Consider the following 19,557-nt stretch of genomic DNA (forward strand, 5'->3'; position numbering starts at 1 on the left):
TCGTCCGCAGCGGTCCGTCCCGGCTGCCGCCCGCGCCCGAGCGGGGTCAGCCGAGACAGTTCGGGCCGAGCAGGGACTTCAGCTCGCCGAAGAGTCCGGACGAGAGGCTGACGCGATGGGGCAGCTCGAACACCCGCGCGATCTCGCCTCGGATGAGCTTCAATCGCACCTCGGTCGATCCCGCGTGCCGCGTCAGCACGTCGCTGAGCGTGGTCACCGTCTCGGTCGTCGCCCGGGCGTCGGCCATCGACAGCTGGAGCATACGGTCGGCACCGGCCTCGGGCAGTTCGGGCGAGAAGATGCTGTACGCGTGGAGGTTCATCCCGTCGTCTCGGACACTGACCCGTCCGCGGACCACCACGATCGAGTCGCCGACGAGTTCGGAGGCGAACTCCTGGTACGCCTTGCCCATGAACATGGCGGTCATCTCGCCGCCGAAGTCCTCGACCTGGATCATGCCGTACTGGTTGCCGGAGGCCTTCGCGATCCGGTGCTGGACACTCGTGACGAGCCCCGAGATCACGACGGTCTCGCCGTCCATGCCCTCGGAGGTCATGAGGTCGGTGATGGTCGTCGTGGCGTGCTTCGCCAACTCGATCTCGAGTCCGGCCAGCGGGTGGTCCGAGACGTACAGCCCCAGCATCTCCCGTTCGAAGTTGAGTTTGTCGCGCTTGCTCCAGTCGGGACGCGCGGGGACGCTCGCGAGCGGAACCTCGCCGACCTCGGCGAACAGGCTGTCGAAGTCGAAGCCGATGCTCCCGGACGCCTCGGCACGCTTGTCCTTCACGACGGAGTCGACGGCGTCCTCGTGGATCTCGTAGAGCGCACGTCTGCTGTCGCCCATTGAGTCGAACGCGCCGGCCTTGATGAGCGACTCGATGGTCCGCTTGTTCGCCACCGGCAGCGGCACCTTGCGGAGGAAGTCGTGGAAGGAGGTGAACCGGCCCTCGCGCTCGCGTGCCTGCCGGATGAGCTCCACGACGTTCGAACCGACGTTGCGGACGGCACCCAGACCGAACCGGATGTCCTCCCCGACTGCGGCGAAGAACCCGATGGACTCGTTGACGTCGGGTGGCAGGACCTGGATCCCCATGCGGCGGCACTCGTTGAGGTAGAGCGCCATCTTGTCCTTGGAGTCGCCGACACTCGTCAGCAGACCGGCCATGTACTCGGCCGGGTAGTGCGCCTTGAGGTACGCCGTCCAGTAGGAGATGACCCCGTACGCGGCGGAGTGCGCTTTGTTGAACGCGTAGTCCGAGAACGGGAGGAGGATCTCCCACAGCTTGTTGACGGCCTCCATCGAGAAGCCGTTCGCGACCATGCCGCCGGAGAAGCCCTCGAACTGCTTGTCCAGTTCGGACTTCTTCTTCTTACCCATCGCACGACGGAGGATGTCGGCCTGCCCGAGGGAGAAGCCGGCGACCTTCTGCGCGATCGCCATCACCTGCTCCTGGTAGATGATGAGGCCGTAGCTCGTCGACAGGATCTCGGAGAGCGGTTCCTCGAGCTGCGGATGGATCGGGGTGATCTCCTGCAGGCCGTTCTTCCGCAGCGCGTAGTTCGTGTGCGAGTTCGCGCCCATCGGCCCTGGCCGGTACAGGGCGATCAGCGCCGAGATGTCCTCGAAGTTGTCGGGCTTCATGAGGCGCAGCAGCGCGCGCATCGGTCCGCCGTCGAGCTGGAACACCCCGAGGGTGTCGCCTCGGGACAGGAGTTCGTACGCACCGCGGTCGTCGAGTTCGAGGTCTTCGAGGACGAGTTCGATGTCGCGGTTGCTCTTGATGTTGTCGAGGGCGTCGTTGATGATCGTCAGGTTGCGCAACCCGAGGAAGTCCATCTTGATCAACCCGAGGGACTCGCACGCCGGGTAGTCGAACTGCGTGACGATCTGGCCGTCCTGCTCGCGCTTCATGATCGGGATGATGTCGATGAGCGGGTCGCTCGACATGATCACGCCGGCCGCGTGGACGCCCCACTGTCGCTTCAGATTCTCGATGCCGAGCGCGGTCTCGAAGACGGTCCGCGCCTCCGGGTCGGTGTCGAGGATGCCACGGAGGTCGACCGCCTCCTTGTACCGCGGGTGCTTGGTGTCGAGGATGCCCTCGAGCGGGATGTCCTTGCCCATGACCGCCGGCGGCATGGCCTTCGTCAGCTTGTCGCCCATGCCGAACGGGAAGCCGAGGACGCGCGACGAGTCCTTGAGCGCCTGCTTGGCCTTGATGGTGCCGTACGTGACGATCTGCGCGACGCGCTCGTCGCCGTACTTCTCGGTGACGTACTTGATGACCTCGCCGCGGCGGCGGTCGTCGAAGTCGACGTCGAAGTCGGGCATCGAGACGCGGTCGGGGTTGAGGAACCGCTCGAAGATGAGCCCGTGGCGGAGTGGGTCGAGATCGGTGATCTGCATCGCGTACGCCGCCATGGAACCCGCGCCGGAACCACGACCGGGCCCGACGCGGATGCCGTTGCGCTTCGACCACTGGATGAAGTCGGCGACGACGAGGAAGTACCCGGGGAAGCCCATCTGCACGATGACGCGCGTCTCGTAGTTCGCGCGCTCGCGGACGTCGGCGGGGATCCCGTTCGGGTACCGCAGGTTCAGCCCGGTCTCGACCTCCTTGATGAACCAGCTCTCCTCGTTCTCCCCCTCCGGCACGGGGAAGCGCGGCATGTAGTTGGCCGAAGTGTCGAAGGCGACGTCGCAGCGCTCGGCGATCGCGAGGGTGTTGTCGCACGCCTCGGGGTACTCGCGGAACAGCCGGCGCATCTCGTCCGCGGACTTCAGGTAGAACTCGTCGGCGTCGAACTTGAAGCGGTTCGGGTCGTTGAGCGTGGAACCGGACTGCACGCAGAGGAGGGCGGCGTGCGCTTTGGCGTCCGCGGCGTGCGTGTAGTGGAGGTCATTCGTCGCGAGGAGCGGGAGACCGAGGTCTTTCGACAGCCTGATGAGGTCGGCCATGATCCGGCGCTCGATCCCGAGCCCGTGGTCCATGATCTCGCAGAAGTAGTTCTCCGCGCCGAAGATGTCGCGGAAGTCCGCAGCGGCCTTGACCGCCTCGTCGTACTGGCCGAGACGGAGTCTCGTCTGCACCTCGCCGCTCGGGCAGCCGGTCGTCGCGATGAGGCCGGCGCTGTACTGGCTCAGGATCTCCCGGTCCATGCGCGGCTTGAAGTAGTACCCCTCGATCGACGCCTTCGACGAGAGCCGGAAGAGGTTGTGCATCCCCTCGGTCGTCTCCGAGAGCAAGGTCATGTGCGTGTAGGCGCCGGCGCCACTGACGTCGTCCCCCCCGCCGTCGCCCCACTTGATCCGCGTCCGGTCACCGCGCGCGGTCCCCGGGGTGATGTACGCCTCGGTCCCGATGATCGGCTTGATTCCGGCATCGGTCGCCGTGCGCCAGAAGTCGAAGGCGCCGAACATGTTGCCGTGGTCGGTCACGGCGACGGCGGGCATGCCCTGCTCGACCGCGGCCTGGATGAGCGGCTTCACGCGGGCTGCTCCATCGAGCATCGAATACTCGCTGTGGACGTGCAGATGGACGAACGAATCGGTGGACGTGGGCACGGACGGCGCCTCCGGGGATCGTGCTGTGGGGTTCGGCGCGGACGCCGAGGTGGTCTGTGATCCAGCCTAACCGTCACCGCTGACGGTCGGCTCCTGCTACGTCGTCACGCATGGCGACGGGAGGGCTGGGCGTCGGCTCAGTCGAGTTCGAGCACGGACAGGGCGTGCTGGAGGTCCGCCGGATAGGCAGCCTCGAACCGCACGAACTCCCCCGTGGCCGGGTGGGCGAACCCGAGTTTCGTGGCGTGGAGCCACTGGCGGGTGAGCCCCAGCCGCGCTGAGAGCGCAGCGTCGGCTCCGTACATCGCGTCGCCGACGCAGGGGTGCCGCTGGGCCGCCATGTGCACGCGGATCTGGTGGGTGCGGCCGGTCTCCAGATGCACCTCGAGCAGCGAGGCGTACGGGAACGCCTCGAGCGTCTCGTAGTGCGTGATCGACGGCTTGCCGTCGGCGGTCACGGCGAACCGCCAGTCGTGACGCGGATGGCGGCCGATCGGTCCGTCGATGGTGCCGGCGAGTGGATCGGGATGCCCCTGCACCACAGCGCGGTAGATCTTCTCGACCTCGCGGTCGTGGAAGGCCCGCTTGAGCCAGGTGTAGGCCCGCTCGGTCTTCGCGACGACCATGAGGCCGCTCGTCCCGGCGTCCAGCCGATGGACGATGCCCGCGCGCTCGGCGGCTCCCGAGGTCGAGATGCGGAAGCCCGCCGCCGCGAGGGCGCCGAGCACCGTCGGGCCCTCCCAACCGACCGAGGGATGCGCCGCGACGCCCGCAGGCTTGTCGACGACGACGATCTCGTCGTCGTCGTGGACGATGCCGAGGTCGGGGACGGCGATCGGGACGATCACGGCCTCCCGTCGAGGCGTCCATTCGATCTCGAGCCAGGCGCCGCCGAGCAGGCGATCGGACTTGTCTACCGATTTCCCGTTCATGGTGACACCGCCGGCCAAGGCCACCTCGGCTGCGTAGCTGCGCGAGAAGCCCAGGAGCTTGGCGAGTCCGGCGTCGACGCGCTCGCCGTCGAGTCCATCGGGGACGTACAGGCTGCGGGACTCGTTCACGGGCGACCTGCGTCCGGGCTCGCGTCGCCAGGCTCCGCAGGATCGAGGGTGGCCGCGTCGGCTTCAGCCTCGCGGTCCTCCGCCTCCTGGGCCGCCCGTTCACTCGCTCGCGTCGTGCGCGTGCCGTCGAGGTTGACACCGAAGAGCGTCAGGAGGATGAACAGCGCCATGCTGACCACGATGCAGATGTCGGCCACGTTGTAGATCGCGGGGAGCATCCAGGGCGTCGAGATGAAGTCGACGACGTGGCCGAGGCCGAAGGACGGCTCGCGGAAGAGGCGGTCGGTCAGGTTGCCGAGCACGCCTCCGAGGAGCAGACCGAACACGATCGCCCAGGCGCGCGAGCGGATACGGCGCGCGAACCAGACGATGACGACGACGACCACCGCGGCGAGGATCGAGAAGATCCAGGTGTAGCCGGCCCCCAGCGAGAAGGCGGCACCTGAATTCTTGACGAAGTACAGGACCAGCGCCTGTCCGAAGACGGGGACGGACTCACCGACCGTCAGGTTGGTGGTGACGAGGAACTTCGTGAACTGATCGGCCGAATAGGCCACGACGGCAACCAGCGCCAGGACTGCAAGAGTCCTGGCGCTGGCCTTCGACGGTGATGCGGGAGACAACCGGGTGTCTGCGCTAGACCGCTGCGCTGTCGGCGGTGACGCCGGACTTCGCATCGGGTGCGGAACTCGACGACGAGGCGTCGAGGTCCTTCAGCTGACCCTCGATGTAGCCGCGGAGCTGCGAGCGGTACTCACGCTCGAAGTTGCGCAGCTCGTCGATCTTGTGCTCCAGCACGGAGCGCTCCTGCTCGAGGATCTGCATCTGTGCGCGCTGCTTGGCCTCGGCCTCGGCGACGACACGTGCCGCGGTCGCGTGACCTTCGGCGATGAGTGCGTCGCGACGCTGAGCGCCCTCTGCGACGTGCTCGTCGTGCAGGCGGCGGGCCAGCTGGAGCAGGTTGTTGGAGCTCTCGGCCGTGTTGTCGGTCGACTCGGCGGCAGGAGCCGCGGCGGGTGCGGCGACCGGTGCCGGTGCGGGAGCAGGCTCGGCCTTGGCGAGCGCGGCGGGAGCGGAGGAGCCGCCCTTCTGCAGCTCGGCGACCTTGGCCTCGGCCGCGGTCAGCTTCTGCTGGACCTCGTCCTTCTCCTGGATGAGGCGACGCAGTTCGACGACAACCTCGTCGAGGAAGTCGTCCACCTCGTCCTGGTCGTAGCCTTCGCGGAACTTGGTCTGCTGAAACCGCTTCTGGACCACGTCTTCGGGAGTGAGCGCCATAGCGAACCACCTTCACTGTCGAATCGAAAATCTGTGTACAACGCCCCCACGCTAGCAAAGTCTGACCCAGTGGGTGAGACATGTTGTCAGCGTCGGAGCTTCCCGTCAGGTGACGGGCGTTCTATCGTAGCCGCACAATCGTCGTGAACCCTGCGCGGGCACCGACGTCGGCGGCTACAGGAGCTGGACGAGCGTCATCGCGATGATGCAGCACAGCATCGTCAGCGTCCAACCGAAGTCGAGCGCGACGGGACCGACCGCGACGCGCGGCAGGACGCGGCGGAAGAACCGGATCGGCGGGTCGGTGACCGTGAAACTGAGCTCGGCGAGGACCAGGCCGACGCCCGACGGTCGCCACTGCGGGCGGAGTACCCGAGCCAGGTCGAGGATGAACCGCGCCCAGAGGACGAAGAAGTACAGGAGCAGCGCGAGATAGAGGATCGTGCCGATCACGGAGATGAGAGAAGCCACCCCTCGATTATGACTGAGCGAAGAAGGTCGCCTCGGTCGCTTCCGGTGCGCCCTGCCCGTTGTCGCCGGAAACGGCGACGTGCTCGGGCGAGAGCAGGAAGACCTTGCTCGTCACTCGCTCGATCTTCCCGTAGAGGCCCTGCGAGAGACCGCTGGCGAAGTCGATGAGGCGTCGGGCGTCGCCGTCGCTCATCTGGGAGAGGTTGATGATGACCGGGACACCGTCACGGAAGCTCTCGGCGATGATCTGAGCGTCGCGGTACTGCTTGGGGTGCACCGTGAGGATCTCGTTGAGGTCCGAGCTCGGGGCGACCGGCTGGCGGACCGGGACCGGCTTGCGCAGCGGGGTCACGGGAGCGGCCTTCTCGACGCGCTCGACCCGCTCTGCGCGCTCGGGACGTTCTGCCCGGCGAGGCTCGGCCTGCTGCGTTGGCTCGGCCTGGGCAGCGTGCTGCTGCTCGTACTCGAGATCATCGTCGGCGAGCCCGAGGTACACCATGGTCTTCTTCAGTGGGTTCGACATCGTTTCCTCCGTGATCTGCGGTCCTTGCACCTTCGAGATTAACGTCACACCGGACGATTCCCGGTGATTGCCGTGCCGATGCGTAGGTGTGTCGCGCCCGCTTCGATCGCCTCGGCGTAGTCGTGGCTCATCCCGATCGACAGGCCGTCGGCCTGCGGAGCGAGGGATCGCACTCGAGCGGACGCCGCGACGACCCGCGCGAACGCGGCGGCCGGCGGCTCGTCGAGCGGGGCGACGGCCATCACGCCTCGCAGAAGGACACCTTCGGCCTCGAGCGTCTCCGTGGCGAGCGCTTCCAGCGCCTCGTCGCCGACCACACCGCCGCGACCCGGGTCTTCGGTCAGGTTCACCTGGAGGAACACCTCGAGGAGGCGGTCCGGTGATGACAGCGCGCGCAGGAGTTCGGGCCGGTCCACCGAGTGCACGGCGTCGACGTATCGGCGCACCTGCTTGGCCTTGTTCGTCTGCAACTGGCCGATGAAGTGCCACCGCAACCCGAGTCCGGCGGCCGCCTCGGCCTTGTCGCGGGCCTCCGGGTGTCGGTTCTCCCCCACGTCGGTGACCCCCGCGGCCGCGAGCTGCTCCACGAGTGCGACCGGATGGAACTTCGTCACGACGATGAGTGTCGGCTCGTCGGCGCGCCCGGCTGCACGGGCAGCGTCTGCGACGCGGCCGCGGATCGCGGCGAGGCGATCGAGCAACGCCGGATCGGGCTCCGAAGAGCCCGACCCGGCCGGGGTGATCGTGTCGCCCACTACTTCAGGAAGTCGGGGATGTCCAGCTCACCCTCGTCGTCGAACGAGGGGTCGACGACGGCGGTCTCGACGACCGCATCGGGCTGACGGTGCGTCGCACCGGAGAAGGGCGACGACGCGTTCTGCCTGGAGCTCCAGTCGCCACCCGAGGCGACCGGTGCCGCAGCAGGCGCCGAGCGGTGCTCGGACGACTCGGAGGCCGTGTTGGCCGAGGTGCTGATGGGAGCGCTGGGCGCCTCGTCCGAGGTGCTCATGACGCCGCCGGAGATGACCGCGTCGGCCGGCGAGGCCGCCGTCCTGGTGAGGGGCTCGCCACCATCGAATCCGGCGGCGATGACCGTCACACGCACCTCGTCGCCGAGGGTGTCGTCGACGACCGCACCGAAGATGATGTTCGCCTCGGGGTGCACGGCCTCCTGGACGAGCTTGGCGGCGTCGTTGATCTCGAAGATGCCGAGGTTCGAGCCACCCTGGATGGACAGCAGGACACCGTGAGCGCCCTCGATGCTCGCTTCGAGCAGCGGGGAGGCGACGGCGAGTTCGGCCGCCTTGATGGCACGGTCCGCGCCGCGCGAGGAGCCGATACCCATGAGGGCGGAGCCGGCCCCTGCATGACCGATTTGACGTCGGCGAAGTCGAGGTTGATGAGGCCTGGGGTAGTGATGAGGTCGGTGATCCCTGGACACCGGCGAGGAGCACCTGGTCGGCGGTCGCGAACGCCTCGAGCATGCTGATGCCGCGGTCGCTGATCTCCAGCAGGCGGTCGTTTGGCACGACGATGAGCGTGTCGACTTCCTCCTTCAGGCGGGCGACGCCGAGCTCGGCCTGGGCCTGACGACGACGACCCTCGAAGCCGAACGGCTTCGTGACGACACCGATGGTCAGCGCACCGATCGACTTCGCGATCCGCGCCACGACGGGTGCGCCACCGGTTCCGGTACCGCCACCCTCGCCGGCGGTGACGAACACCATGTCGGCGCCGGCGATTGCCTCTTCGATCTCCTCAGCGTGATCCTCCGCCGCACGGCGTCCGACCTCAGGGTCGGCACCGGCGCCGAGGCCGCGGGTGATCTCGCGGCCGACGTCGAGCTTGACGTCGGCATCGCTCATCAGCAGCGCTTGCGCGTCCGTGTTGATGGCGATGAATTCCACGCCTCGGAGGCCGAGCTCGATCATGCGGTTGACCGCGTTGACACCGCCGCCGCCGATACCGACGACCTTGATGACGGCGAGGTAGTTCTGGTTTGTAGTCACTTCAGGCCTCCGTGAGAACTCTCAACCTCTAGTTAAGGTTTAAAGTTATGCTGCGTATGCATTTTCTGTCCTGAGCACGACGTTAGGGCCCAGCCCCGACCGTGTCGGGACGCTTCCGGGCGTGTCGGCACATCGACGGGAATATCCCGGTGCGCTTCCTCAGCGGACGATCGCGGCGGACGGCGACGACACGTCGTACTGGTTCACCTGGGACGGGTCGGTGGCCGCCATCGTGGTCGCGAGGATCCGCGCTTTCAGCACCGAGTCCTCCGCACTCCCCCACACGACCTCGGCGGGCGAGTCCACGAGCGTGAGGGTGACGTCGTCCGCGGTCGACGCCGAGACCGACGCCACGCGGGCACGGAGATCCGTCGGGAGCGCCCGGATCACGGCGGCCGCGGCGACGAAGCCCTTGGAGGTCGGGCCGCCGGTGACCATGAGCGTCGGATACCCGGCGATCGGCTGGTCGCTGCGCTCGATCGTGACCCCGGCGGCGTCGACCAGGGTGTACACCGATCCGGACTGCAGCACGCCCACTGGCTCGCGTTCGACGATCCGCACGACGAGGGTGCTCGGAGGCTGGGATTCGAGGGAGTAACTCGCGATGAGCGGGTATCCGACGAGCACCGCCTTGACGGCTCCCGCGTCGACCAGTGCGAGTGGGCGACCCAGCTGGTCGCTGAGCGCCTCGGTGATCTCGGCCTGGTTCACCCGGCTCGCACCGACGACCTCGATGGACCGGACGGCCAGCAGCGGCGAATAGGCTCCGGCGAGCGAGACGACGATCAGGGCGCCGAGGATAGCGGCCGCGATCACCCAAGGACGGTGGCGTCCACGCTTGCGGGCCGTGAACCGACGGATCTCCTGGCGTTCGTGACGACGTCGTAGCTTGGCGGCCTCACGCGGGGTGAGGAACGCCTCGTCAGCAGGTTCGTCCGGGCGCTCCAGGGTCGCCGTCGCCGAGGCGGATGACGTCGCCGTCGGTTTCGCACCGACCTTCGACGACGGGGACGGCGTCGATGGGGGTGAAGCCGACCTCGATTTCGACTTCGGGCCCGACGGCTGGGAGGGTGCGCCGGCACCCGGCCGCTTCGGCCGGAGCCGGGCGGCGTCGAGTTCGATGACGTCCGTCTCCTGCTCGGCGACGGGCTCAACGGTCACGCCGTCGCGGTCGGCCGGGGCCGACACCGCCGGCCGTGCCTGACGCTCGGGGCGCGGACCGGCCGCGGGGTCGAAGCCGTCCGGGCGCTTCACCGGACGCCCATCAGACGGACTCGCGACCGGCGATGGCCTCGAGGAGCTGCGGAACGATCCGGTAGACGTCGCCGCATCCGAGCGTGATGACGAAGTCGCCTGGTCGCACGACCGTCGCCGTGTAGTCCGCGGCGCGCTGCCAGTCGTCGATGTACGCGACGCGGTCCGCGTCGGAGAACCGGGTCGACACGGTCGCACCGGTCACGCCGGGCTCGGGGTCCTCGCGCGCACCGTAGACCTCGAGCACGACCGTGTGGTCGGCGTACCGTTCGAGGGCGTCGGCGAACTCCTGGGCGAACAGACGGGTCCGGCTGTACAGGTGCGGCTGGTGGACCGCGATGATGCGACCGTCGCCGACCACCGTGCGCGCTGCGGCGAGGGCTGCGGCCACCTCGGTGGGGTGGTGCGCGTAGTCGTCGTAGACGCTCACACCGTCGACGACACCGTGCAGTTCGAATCGGCGCTGCGTCCCGCCGAAAGCGGTGATGCCTCGGAGCGCGTCCGCCGGGTCGAACCCGACACCGACGAGGACCGCGAAGGCGCCGGCGGCGTTGATGGCGTTGTGGCGCCCGGGCACGCGGAGGGTCGCCGCGTAGCTGGTTCCCTCGTAGCTGAGCTGGAACGAGACCGGACCGGTCGAGCCGACGTCGTACAGTCGGACGTCCGCGTCGGCGGCCTCTCCGAAGGTCAGCACCCGCTTGCCGTCGGCGGCCTCGCGGAGCGCCGGCGTGATCCGGACCGCGCCGGCGTCGTCCGAGGAGATGACGACGAGTTCGCGTGCCTGCTGGGCGAAGGTCACGAACGCCTGCTCGAACGCTTCGAGCGAGCCGTAGTGGTCCAAGTGGTCGGGGTCGATGTTCGTGATGAGCGCGACGGCCGTGTCGTAGAGCAGGAACGAACCGTCGGACTCGTCCGCCTCGACGACGAACAGTTCTCCGGCGCCGCGGGCCGAGCTCAGCCCGAGGGACTCGATTACGCCACCGTTGACGAAGCTGGGATCGGCACCGAGCTCCAGGAGCGCCGTGATGATCATGCCGGTCGACGTCGTCTTCCCGTGGGCCCCCGCGACGGAGATGAGTCGCGTCCCGGAGGTCAGCCACGCGAGCGCCTGCGACCGGTGCAGGATCGTCAGACCCCGTTCCTTCGCGAGCAGGTACTCGGGGTTGTCCGCCACAGCGCTCCGGTCACGACGAGGGTGTCCGCATCACCGACGTTCTGCGCATCGTGGCCGATGGCGACCGGGACCCCGAGTTCGCGCAGGGCGTCGATGTTCTTCGACTCGCGCACGTCCGAGCCCGTCACGCGCGATCCGGCGCTCACGAACAACCGTGCGATGCCGCTCATCCCGCTGCCGCCGATGCCGACGAAGTGCACGATGCCGAGGTCGGCGGGGATCTCGACGGTGGGGTCTGGCTTGATCACGGTGTCACGCTTTCTGGGAAGACTGGATCACCGGCCGCGCACGCGCTGCACCGATGGTTGGAGCGCCTCATCGATGAGGCCGATGACGCGAGCCGTGCCGTCGGAGACACCGACGCTCTTGGATTGGGCCGCCAGGTCGTCGACTCCGTGCCGATCGCTCAGCAACGGGACGAGGTGCTCATGCACCCAGGCCGGCACGAACTGCGCGTCATCTACCATAACCGCTCCCCCGGCCCGCACGACGTCGGCGGCGTTGAAGCGCTGCTCACCGTTGCCGACCGGATAGGGCACGTAGACGGCCGGCAGCCCGACCGCACACAGCTCGCTGACCGTGGCGCTGCCCGCACGCGACACCGCGAAGTCGGCTGCGGCGATGGCCAGCTCCATCCGGGAGCAATACTCGAGCAGGTGGTAGTGGTCGACACCCGGGTCCGATATCTCGCTCTTCGCACCCGTGATGTGGAGCACCTGCCAGCCGGCCGCGACGACGTCTTCGGCGCTCTGACTCATCGTCGCGTTGATCCGTCTCGCGCCGAGCGAACCGCCGGTGACGAGCAGCAGCGGTCGGTCCGACACGAGGCCGAACTCGGCGAGGGCCGCCGGCCGGAGCGTCTCGCGGTCCAACTCCTCGATCTCGCGACGCAGCGGCATGCCGACGAAGCGTGCGTTGCGAATGGGCGTGTGGTGGAAGGCGACACCGACATAGGGCGTGTACCTCGCACCGAGTCGGTTCGCGAGGCCTGGACGCGCGTTCGCCTCGTGGATGACCAGCGGGACACCGGCGCGCCTGGCCGCCGTGTACGCCGGCGCGGCCGCGTAGCCACCGAAACCGATCACGACGTCCACGCGGTGCTCCCGGATCATCGCGACCACGGCTGCGACCGCCCGGCGGAGGCGACCGGGGAAGCGGAGTGCGTCGATGTTCGGACGGCGGGGGAAGGGCAGTTTGGGGATCGTGAGCAACTCGTAACCGCGTTCCGGGACGAGTCGAGCCTCGAGGCCCTCCGCCGTGCCGACGACGAGGATCGTCGCTTCAGGGTCTCTGGCGCGGAGTCCGTCGGCCACCGCCAACAGCGGATTGACATGGCCGGCGGTGCCGCCGCCGGCGAGGAGGTAGGTGGTCATCGGGTGACTCCGGAGGATTGGGTACGTCGAGCGGGTGACCGACGGGACTGCCGGGACGCGGGGCGCCCCCGCTCCCGGGCGAACGACAGGACGATCCCGATCGCGACGAGGGTGGTGAGCAGCGCCGTGCCGCCCGAGGACAGGAGCGGTAACGGCACGCCGAGCACCGGGAGGACTCCGAGGACGACACCGATGTTCACGAGTGCCTGGCCGATGATCCAGGCCATGATGGCGCCGGTGGTGATCCGGACGAAGGAGTCGTCGCTGGTACGGATCACCCGGATGAACATGACGGCGAGGAAGACGAACAGCCCGAGGACGAGGACGGCGCCGATGAGGCCCAGCTCCTCGCCGATCGCCGCGAAGATGAAGTCGTTCGAGATCGCCGGCAGCCACCCGTACTTCGCGCGCGAGTTGCCGAGACCGACGCCCCAGAGGCCGCCATTCGCCAGCGCCCACGTGCCGTGGGTCGACTGCCAGTCGGCGTTCTCGTAGTCGCCCTTGCCGTCGCCGAAGAACGCCATGATGCGCTGCATGCGGTTGGCGCTCGTGACGGCCATGATGAGGAACAGCACGGCCCCTGCGACCACCGGGATCGCGATGTAGCGCAGTCGCACTCCGGCGAAGTACAGCGCCGAGAACACGATGAGGGCCATGATCACGACGGTCCCGAGGTCGCCACCGAGCAGGACGAGACCGATGGAGAGACCGGCGAAGGGGATGACCGGGATCAGGGCGTGCTTCCACTCGAGGAGACGCGGCTGCTTGATCGTCAGCACGAGCCCGAGCCACACGACCAGCGCGAGCTTGACCGCTTCCGAGGGCTGCGCGGTGAAGCCGCCGATCTCGATCCAGTTGCGGTTGCCACCGATCTCGTAACCGAGCGGTGTGAAGACGAGCAGTTGCAGGCCCATGGCGACCAGGAGGAACACCCACGCCCACTTCTTCCAGAACCGTGCCGGGAAGCGGCTCACGATGAGCATGAGGGGAACACCGATCATCGCGAACGTCGCCTGGCGCCAGAACAGCCCGAAATACCCGTCGCCGGCCTCGTAGGACTCGACGGAGGACGAGGACAGCACCATGACGAGCCCGAGCCCGACGAGGAAGAGGGTGACACCCAGCAGGAGGAAGTAGTTCTTCGACTCCGGACGCAGCACCTTGCCCAGCGAGATCCGCGCACTCGACATGCCTCTCGGCGACGTCGGCGCGTCGGGTGTCCCACTACCTGAGGCGGTCGTGGTCATCCGGGGCGACGACGACCGCACGCGGCGCGGGTCAGCGCGAGGCGGATCGATCATCCGCCTCACCTCCCAGCTCTGCTTCGACGGCGGCCTGGAACAGGCGACCACGGTGTCCGTAGTCCGTGAACTGGTCCATCGAGGCGGCTGCAGGAGCGAGGAGCACGGTGTCCCCTGCCTGCGCGACCTCGGCGGCCCGGCGAACGGCCTCCGGCATGACGTGTTCAGTCTCCGCTGCGTCGACCTCGATGACGGTCAGCGTCGGCGCGTGTCGCGCGAATGCCGCGAGGACCTCCGAGCGGTCGGCGCCGATCACGACGGCCGCACGCAGGTGGTCGGCGTGCCGCTCCACCAGATGATCGATCGAGACGCCCTTCAACAGGCCTCCGACGATCCACACCACCGAGCGGTAGGCGGCGAGCGATGCGTCGGCGGCGTGCGGGTTGGTGGCCTTCGAGTCGTCGATCCAGTCCACCTCGAGCCTCCGGGCGATGAGTTGGATCCGGTGCGCGTCCAGATCGAACGACAGCAGGGTGTCGCGCACGGCTTCGACCGTGATGCCGGCGGCCCGGGCGAGTGCCGCTGCCGCCAGGATGTTGGCGACGATGTGCGGGGCGGCGAGCCCGCGCTGGGCGAGCGCTTCGACCGTCGTGATCTCGAGGGCGCTCGTCCGACGGTCGTCGAGGAACGCGCGGTCGACCAGGATGCCGTCGACGACGCCGAAGTCGCTCGGTCCGGGGACGTCGAGGCCGAACCCGACGGCGCGGGCGCCGTCGACGACCTCGGCCTCCTCGACCATCGACATCGTCGCCGCGTCAGCGCGGTTGTAGACGCACGCGACCTTCGTGTTCTCGTACACCACGGCCTTCGCCGCCCGGTACGCCTCGGCGGAGCCGTGCCAGTCGAGGTGGTCGTCGGCGAGGTTCAGGCACACGCTGGCGAGCGGTGAGACGATGCTCCGGCCGCCCTGCAGGCCGAGGGTGTGCAACTGGTAACTCGAGAGCTCGACGACGAAGAAGTCGAAGCCCTGCGGATCACGGACGGCGTCGAGGACCGGGACACCGATGTTGCCGCAGGGCGCCGCCCGGAAGCCCGCCTCGACGAGCATCGACGCCGTCAGCTGAACGGTCGTGGTCTTGCCGTTCGTGCCGGTGACGCAGATCCACTCGGCCGGGGTGCCGACCTTGTCGCGGACCCGCCAGGCGAGCTCGATGTCGCCCCAGACAGCGACGCCTGCCGTCTGCGCCCACGTGACGACGGGGTGGTCGGGGTGGAATCCGGGTGAGACGACGACGAGTTCCGGAGCGAACTCCACGAGCTCGGACGGCACGGTCGACAGGTCCCGCTGGATGAGCCGCGCGCCGATGACGCCGACGAGTTCGGCGCGTTCGTCCGCGGCCTCGCCTGCCAGGACCAGTACCTCCGAGCCGAGCTCGGTGAGGGTGTCGGCGACGGAGAACCCGGTCATCCCGAGCCCCAGGACGGCGACCCGCAGACCACGCCAGTCGGCGTGCCAGCTGCGGAGTCCGTCGAGGCGCTCAGCGCTCATCGGCTCAACCACTCGAGGTAGAAGGAACCCACGCCCGCGGCGACGAGCAGACCACCGATGATCCAGAATCGGACGACGACGGTGACCTCGGCCCAACCCTTGAGTTCGAAGTGATGGTGGATGGGGCTCATGAGGAAGATGCGCTTGCCACGGGTCGCCTTGAAGTAGACCCGCTGGACGATCACGGAACCGGCCTCGATGACGAAGAGACCACCGACGAGCACCAGGAGGAGCTCGGTCTTGCTGAGGATGGCCAGGGCCGCGAGCGCTCCACCGAGCGCCAGCGAACCGCTGTCACCCATGAAGATCTGTGCCGGCGAGGTGTTCCACCAGAGGAATCCGATGAGCGCACCCACGATGGCCGCGGCTACCACGGCGAGGTCGAGTGGATCCCTGACGTCGTAACACTTGTAGGCCACGTCGGAGGCGAGCGAGGAGCTGAAGCACGACTGGTTGAACTGCCAGAACCCGATGATGATGTACGAGCCGATCGCGAGGATCGATGCGCCGGTGGCCAGCCCGTCGAGGCCGTCGGTGACGTTCACGCCGTTCGACGTCGCGGCCACGATCACCGAGGTCCAGAGGATGTACAGCAGGATGCCGATCACCGGGATGCCGATCGCCATGAAGTTGATCGGGATGTCGCGGATGATCGAGATGTTGGTCGACGCCGGGGTGAACCCCTCGGTGTTCGGGAAGTTGATCGCGAGGACGGCGAAGACCGTCGCGACGATGAGCTGTCCGGCGACCTTCGCCCACCCGCCGAGGCCGAGGCTCTGCTTCTTCCGCACCTTGAGGAAGTCGTCGATGAACCCGACGATGCCGAGACCGACCATCATCAACAGGACCAGGAGCGCCGAGACGCCGACCTGTTCCTGGAAGATCAGATAGCTCGCGAAGAAGCCGACGAGGGTGCCGACGATGATGATGACGCCACCCATCGTCGCAGTCCCGCGCTTCGTGTGGTGGCTCTGTGGTCCGTCGTCGCGGATGAACTGGCCCCAGGCCAGCTTGCGGAACGCCCTGATGAAGAGCGGTGTCAGGAAGAGGGAGAACGCCAGCGAGATCGCTCCCGCAGCCAACAGGACTCTCATGCGTACAACTCCCCCAGTCGATCGCCCAGCAACCGGAGTCCGGCCGCGTTGGACGATTTCACGAGCACGGTGTCGCCCGGGGCGATCTCCGCGCTCAAGTACGCGAACGCCTCGTCCGCGGTCGCGAAGTACACCGACTCCCCGTCCCACGACCCTTCGTTGATCGCGGTGATGTGCATGCGGCGGGCCTCGGGGCCGACCACGACGAGGCGGCCGATGCCGAGCCGGACGACCTGGAGCCCGATCCGGTCGTGCTCCTCGCCCGCCCAGTCGCCCAGTTCGCTCATGGCGCCGAGGACCGCGATGGTCCGGCCGCGTTCAGCACCGATCTGGGCGAGGGTCCGGATGGCGGCCGACATCGAGTCGGGGCTGGCGTTGTAGGCGTCGTTGATGACGGACACGTCGTCGCGTCCACCGAGGGGCTCCATCCGCCAGCGCTCCGCCCGGCTCACGCTCTCGAGGGCGCCGACGATGAGGTCGATCTCCACACCGAGTTCGTGGGCGGCTGCGGCCGCGGCGAGGGCGTTCATGACGTGGTGCTCACCGAGCACCTTGAACCGGACGCGCGCAGAGGAACCGTCGGGCAGGTGCAGCGTGAACGCGGTTCCGGACGCCGTCGCGACGATGTCGGTCGCCCGAACGGCGGCGCGGTCGTCGAGGCCGAACCAGAGCACACGTGCCCGGGTGGCATCGGCCATACCGGCCACCCGTGGATCGTCGAGGTTGAGGACGGCGACGTCCTGCGGGAGCAGCTCGGACACCATCTCGGTCTTCGCCGTGACGGTCGCTCCGATCCCACCGAACTCCCCGCGTGGGCGAGTCCGACCTTCAGGACCACGCCGATGTCGGGTTTCGCCATGCGGATGAGTCGGGCGATCTCGCCGATGCCGCTGGCACCCATCTCCGCCACGAGGAACCGTGTCTCGCTCGTGACGCGCAGCATGGTGATCGGTGCGCCGACCTCGTTGTTGAACGAGGCCTTCGGGCTGACCGTGTCACCGACGCGCTCGAGGACCGCGGCGAGGAGGTTCTTGGTCGTGGTCTTGCCGTTGGAACCGGTGATGCCGACGATCCGGAGTCGTCCGAGCGCGCGCACCCTCGTGATGACCTCGGTGGCGAGGGCGCCGAGCGCGGTCACGGAATCCTCGACGACGACCTGCGGCACGGCGACGGCCAGCTCTCGTTCGACGATGAGCAGGGCGGCGCCGTTCGCGACCGCCGCATCGGCGAACAGATGTCCGTCGGTCTCCTCGCCGGGCTTGGCGACGAAGATGTCGCCGGGGGTGATGAGTCGGGAGTCGGTGTCGGCGACGCCGGACACGACGAAGCCGGGGTCCGCCGAACCGGGGATCAGCCGACCGTCGATCGCCGCGGCGATCTCGGTGAGGGTGAGGTCGATCATCAGAGCCACCCTGCCTCACGCAGCGCGTCGCGCGAGTCGTCGCGCGCCGAGTACGGGAGCTTCACACCGGCGACCTCGTGGTAGTCCTCGTGCCCCGGTCCTGCGTAGAGGATGGTGTCGCCCTGGCCCGCCAGCGCGAGGGCGGTGCGGAACGCGGTCGCCGGATCGGCGACCTCGTGCAGCTCGCCGTCCGGCGCGGCTTCGCGGGCGGCCTCGAGGAGCACGCGTCGGATCGACGCCGGGTCCTCGCTCCGTGGGTGGAAATCGGTGACCACCACGACGTCGGCACCCCGTGCGGCGATCGCACCCATGTCGCGACGCTTCGTCGTGTCGCGGTCCCCATCGGCGCCGAACACCATGATCACGCGGCCCGGCGTGACGGCGCGGATGGCTGCGAGGGTGTTGAGGAACGCGTCGGGGCTGTGCCCGTAGTCGATGTACACGACCGGGCCGCGGTCGCCACTGATCCGCTCGGCACGCCCGGGGATGTAGGCGTCGATCCCACCGTCCCGCTCGAGGGCCTGTGCGATCATGTCGAACTCCACACCGGACTCGACGAGCATCACGATCGCGAGCGCGGCGTTCGCCGCCATGAACCAACCGAGCAGCGGCACGCTCGTCACGAGTACGCGGTCGCCGGGGCCGTCGAGTCGGAACATCGTGGAGCCGGCGGTCTCCTCGAGGATCGTCATGCGCCAGTCGGCGTCGACCTCCGGGCGGGTCGTCAGGGTCGTCACCGGGATCCGGCTCTGCTCGACGAGCCTGCCGCCCCACTCGGAATCGATCGTGACGACGCCTCGTCGGGCGCGATCGGGTTCGAACAGCTCCCGCTTGGCCGCGAAGTACTCGTCGAAGTCGCCATAGTCGTCGAAGTGGTCGTGACTGAGGTTGGTGAAACCGACGACGTCGAAGACGATGCCGTCGACGCGATGCCTGGTCAGCGCCTGAGCGGAGACCTCGATGGCGACCGCGCGCACTTCGGACTCGCGCATGCGGGCGAGTAGCGCGTGCAGCTCACTGGCCTCCGGCGTGGTGAGGGAGCTCGTCACCGCGAGGTCGCCGATGCGCCGCTCCGCAGTGGAGCTCAGCCCGGAGACGATCCCGAGTTGCGCGAGCATGCCGCTCAGGAGGTAGACCACGCTCGTCTTGCCGTTGGTGCCGGTCACGCCGAACAGCGTCGGCGGCTCCTCGGCGGTGCGGTAGACCCAGGCTGCGAGGTGCCCGAGGGCGGCACGCGGCTCGGGCACGACGATGATCGGCAAGCCGGCCGCTGCGGCCAGGTCTCGTCCGGCGTCGTCGGTGAGCACGGCGACCGCGCCGCGTTCCTTCGCCTGCTCGGCGTATGCGGCACCGTGGGCGCGGACACCCGGCATGCCGATGTAGAGGTCACCGGGCTCGACGGCACCGGAGCTCAGGCTGACACCGCTGATCTCCACGCCGTCGGCCGAGCCGTGCAGGTCGAGGTCGAATTCGGTCACCAGCTGCGAGAGCGCCCGCCGTTGCGGATATTCCGGCCTGAGGCTGATCGGGCCCTGATTGTTCACGCTGAGCCCATCCTTCATG

The 19,557-nt window shown here is 68.3% G+C and carries 13 protein-coding genes and 3 pseudogenes; all 16 read right to left on the minus strand.

Going from position 1 to position 19,557, the window contains the following annotated elements; translation table 11 throughout:
- Positions 1-46: 46 nt before the first annotated feature.
- On the minus strand, positions 47-3,511 hold the full coding sequence (gene dnaE, locus FGL15_RS19840; protein WP_194718966.1) for a DNA polymerase III subunit alpha: 3,465 nt from the start codon (positions 3,509-3,511) through the stop codon (positions 47-49).
- Between the two features lie 191 nt (positions 3,512-3,702).
- A complete protein-coding gene (locus FGL15_RS19845) occupies positions 3,703-4,626 on the minus strand; it encodes an RluA family pseudouridine synthase (RefSeq protein ID WP_079706009.1) in 924 nt (307 codons plus the stop codon).
- Positions 4,623-5,303, minus strand: coding sequence for a signal peptidase II (gene lspA, locus FGL15_RS19850; protein WP_137241625.1), 681 nt, complete (start codon positions 5,301-5,303; stop codon positions 4,623-4,625). Before lspA ends, FGL15_RS19845 begins: the two co-directional genes overlap by 4 nt.
- Positions 5,263-5,904 (minus strand): DivIVA domain-containing protein, encoded by a 642-nt coding sequence (locus tag FGL15_RS19855; protein ID WP_138947129.1) that lies wholly within the window; start codon positions 5,902-5,904, stop codon positions 5,263-5,265. The genes lspA and FGL15_RS19855 overlap by 41 nt, the downstream gene beginning before the upstream one ends.
- Positions 5,905-6,078: 174 nt before the next feature.
- Positions 6,079-6,375, minus strand: a complete 297-nt coding sequence (locus tag FGL15_RS19860) for a YggT family protein (RefSeq protein WP_064296991.1) — start codon at positions 6,373-6,375, stop codon at positions 6,079-6,081.
- 7 nt (positions 6,376-6,382) lie between these two features.
- A complete protein-coding gene (locus FGL15_RS19865; protein WP_064296992.1) occupies positions 6,383-6,898 on the minus strand; it encodes a cell division protein SepF in 516 nt (171 codons plus the stop codon).
- Positions 6,899-6,942: 44 nt separating this feature from the next.
- Complete coding sequence (locus FGL15_RS19870; RefSeq protein WP_240773652.1) at positions 6,943-7,653, minus strand: YggS family pyridoxal phosphate-dependent enzyme; 711 nt, start codon at positions 7,651-7,653, stop codon at positions 6,943-6,945.
- Between the two features lie 301 nt (positions 7,654-7,954).
- A pseudogene (ftsZ, locus tag FGL15_RS19875) lies at positions 7,955-8,907 on the minus strand (cell division protein FtsZ); the annotation flags it as partial.
- A 159-nt stretch (positions 8,908-9,066) separates the two neighbouring features.
- Positions 9,067-10,161 carry an FtsQ-type POTRA domain-containing protein gene (locus tag FGL15_RS19880; protein ID WP_138947130.1) on the minus strand — a complete coding sequence of 365 codons (1,095 nt, stop codon included), beginning with the start codon at positions 10,159-10,161 and terminating at the stop codon, positions 9,067-9,069.
- 10 nt (positions 10,162-10,171) lie between these two features.
- A pseudogene (murC, locus tag FGL15_RS19885) lies at positions 10,172-11,583 on the minus strand (UDP-N-acetylmuramate--L-alanine ligase).
- A gap of 27 nt (positions 11,584-11,610) precedes the next feature.
- Positions 11,611-12,708 (minus strand): glycosyltransferase, encoded by a 1,098-nt coding sequence (locus FGL15_RS19890; RefSeq protein ID WP_138947131.1) that lies wholly within the window; start codon positions 12,706-12,708, stop codon positions 11,611-11,613.
- A complete protein-coding gene (ftsW, locus tag FGL15_RS19895; protein WP_138947132.1) occupies positions 12,705-14,009 on the minus strand; it encodes a putative lipid II flippase FtsW in 1,305 nt (434 codons plus the stop codon). The genes FGL15_RS19890 and ftsW overlap by 4 nt, the downstream gene beginning before the upstream one ends.
- Positions 13,987-15,498 (minus strand): UDP-N-acetylmuramoyl-L-alanine--D-glutamate ligase, encoded by a 1,512-nt coding sequence (gene murD / locus FGL15_RS19900; RefSeq protein ID WP_138947133.1) that lies wholly within the window; start codon positions 15,496-15,498, stop codon positions 13,987-13,989. The genes ftsW and murD overlap by 23 nt, the downstream gene beginning before the upstream one ends.
- Positions 15,495-16,592, minus strand: a complete 1,098-nt coding sequence (mraY, locus tag FGL15_RS19905) for a phospho-N-acetylmuramoyl-pentapeptide-transferase (RefSeq protein ID WP_138947134.1) — start codon at positions 16,590-16,592, stop codon at positions 15,495-15,497. The genes murD and mraY overlap by 4 nt, the downstream gene beginning before the upstream one ends.
- Positions 16,589-17,994, minus strand: a pseudogene (gene murF, locus FGL15_RS19910) (UDP-N-acetylmuramoyl-tripeptide--D-alanyl-D-alanine ligase). The gene mraY and the pseudogene murF overlap by 4 nt, the downstream one beginning before the upstream one ends.
- Positions 17,994-19,538 (minus strand): Mur ligase family protein, encoded by a 1,545-nt coding sequence (locus tag FGL15_RS19915; protein ID WP_240773654.1) that lies wholly within the window; start codon positions 19,536-19,538, stop codon positions 17,994-17,996. The pseudogene murF and the gene FGL15_RS19915 overlap by 1 nt, the downstream one beginning before the upstream one ends.
- Between the last annotated feature and the right edge of the window lie 19 nt (positions 19,539-19,557).

It is taken from the genome of Plantibacter sp. M259, assembly GCF_006065115.1.
GTDB classification, from domain to species: Bacteria; Actinomycetota; Actinomycetes; order Actinomycetales; family Microbacteriaceae; genus Plantibacter; species Plantibacter auratus.

Bases quoted from the DNA above. Each gene is read 5' to 3' on its own strand.
- FGL15_RS19890 (WP_138947131.1), bottom strand. From the start codon at position 12,708: ATGACCACCTACCTCCTCGCCGGCGGCGGCACCGCCGGCCATGTCAAT.
- dnaE (WP_194718966.1), bottom strand. From the start codon at position 3,511: ATGCTCGATGGAGCAGCCCGCGTGAAGCCGCTCATCCAGGCCGCGGTC.
- FGL15_RS19865 (WP_064296992.1), bottom strand. From the start codon at position 6,898: ATGTCGAACCCACTGAAGAAGACCATGGTGTACCTCGGGCTCGCCGAC.
- FGL15_RS19855 (WP_138947129.1), bottom strand. From the start codon at position 5,904: ATGGCGCTCACTCCCGAAGACGTGGTCCAGAAGCGGTTTCAGCAGACC.
- lspA (WP_137241625.1), bottom strand. From the start codon at position 5,303: ATGCGAAGTCCGGCGTCACCGCCGACAGCGCAGCGGTCTAGCGCAGAC.
- murD (WP_138947133.1), bottom strand. From the start codon at position 15,498: ATGAGCGCTGAGCGCCTCGACGGACTCCGCAGCTGGCACGCCGACTGG.
- mraY (WP_138947134.1), bottom strand. From the start codon at position 16,592: ATGAGAGTCCTGTTGGCTGCGGGAGCGATCTCGCTGGCGTTCTCCCTC.
- ftsW (WP_138947132.1), bottom strand. From the start codon at position 14,009: ATGATCGATCCGCCTCGCGCTGACCCGCGCCGCGTGCGGTCGTCGTCG.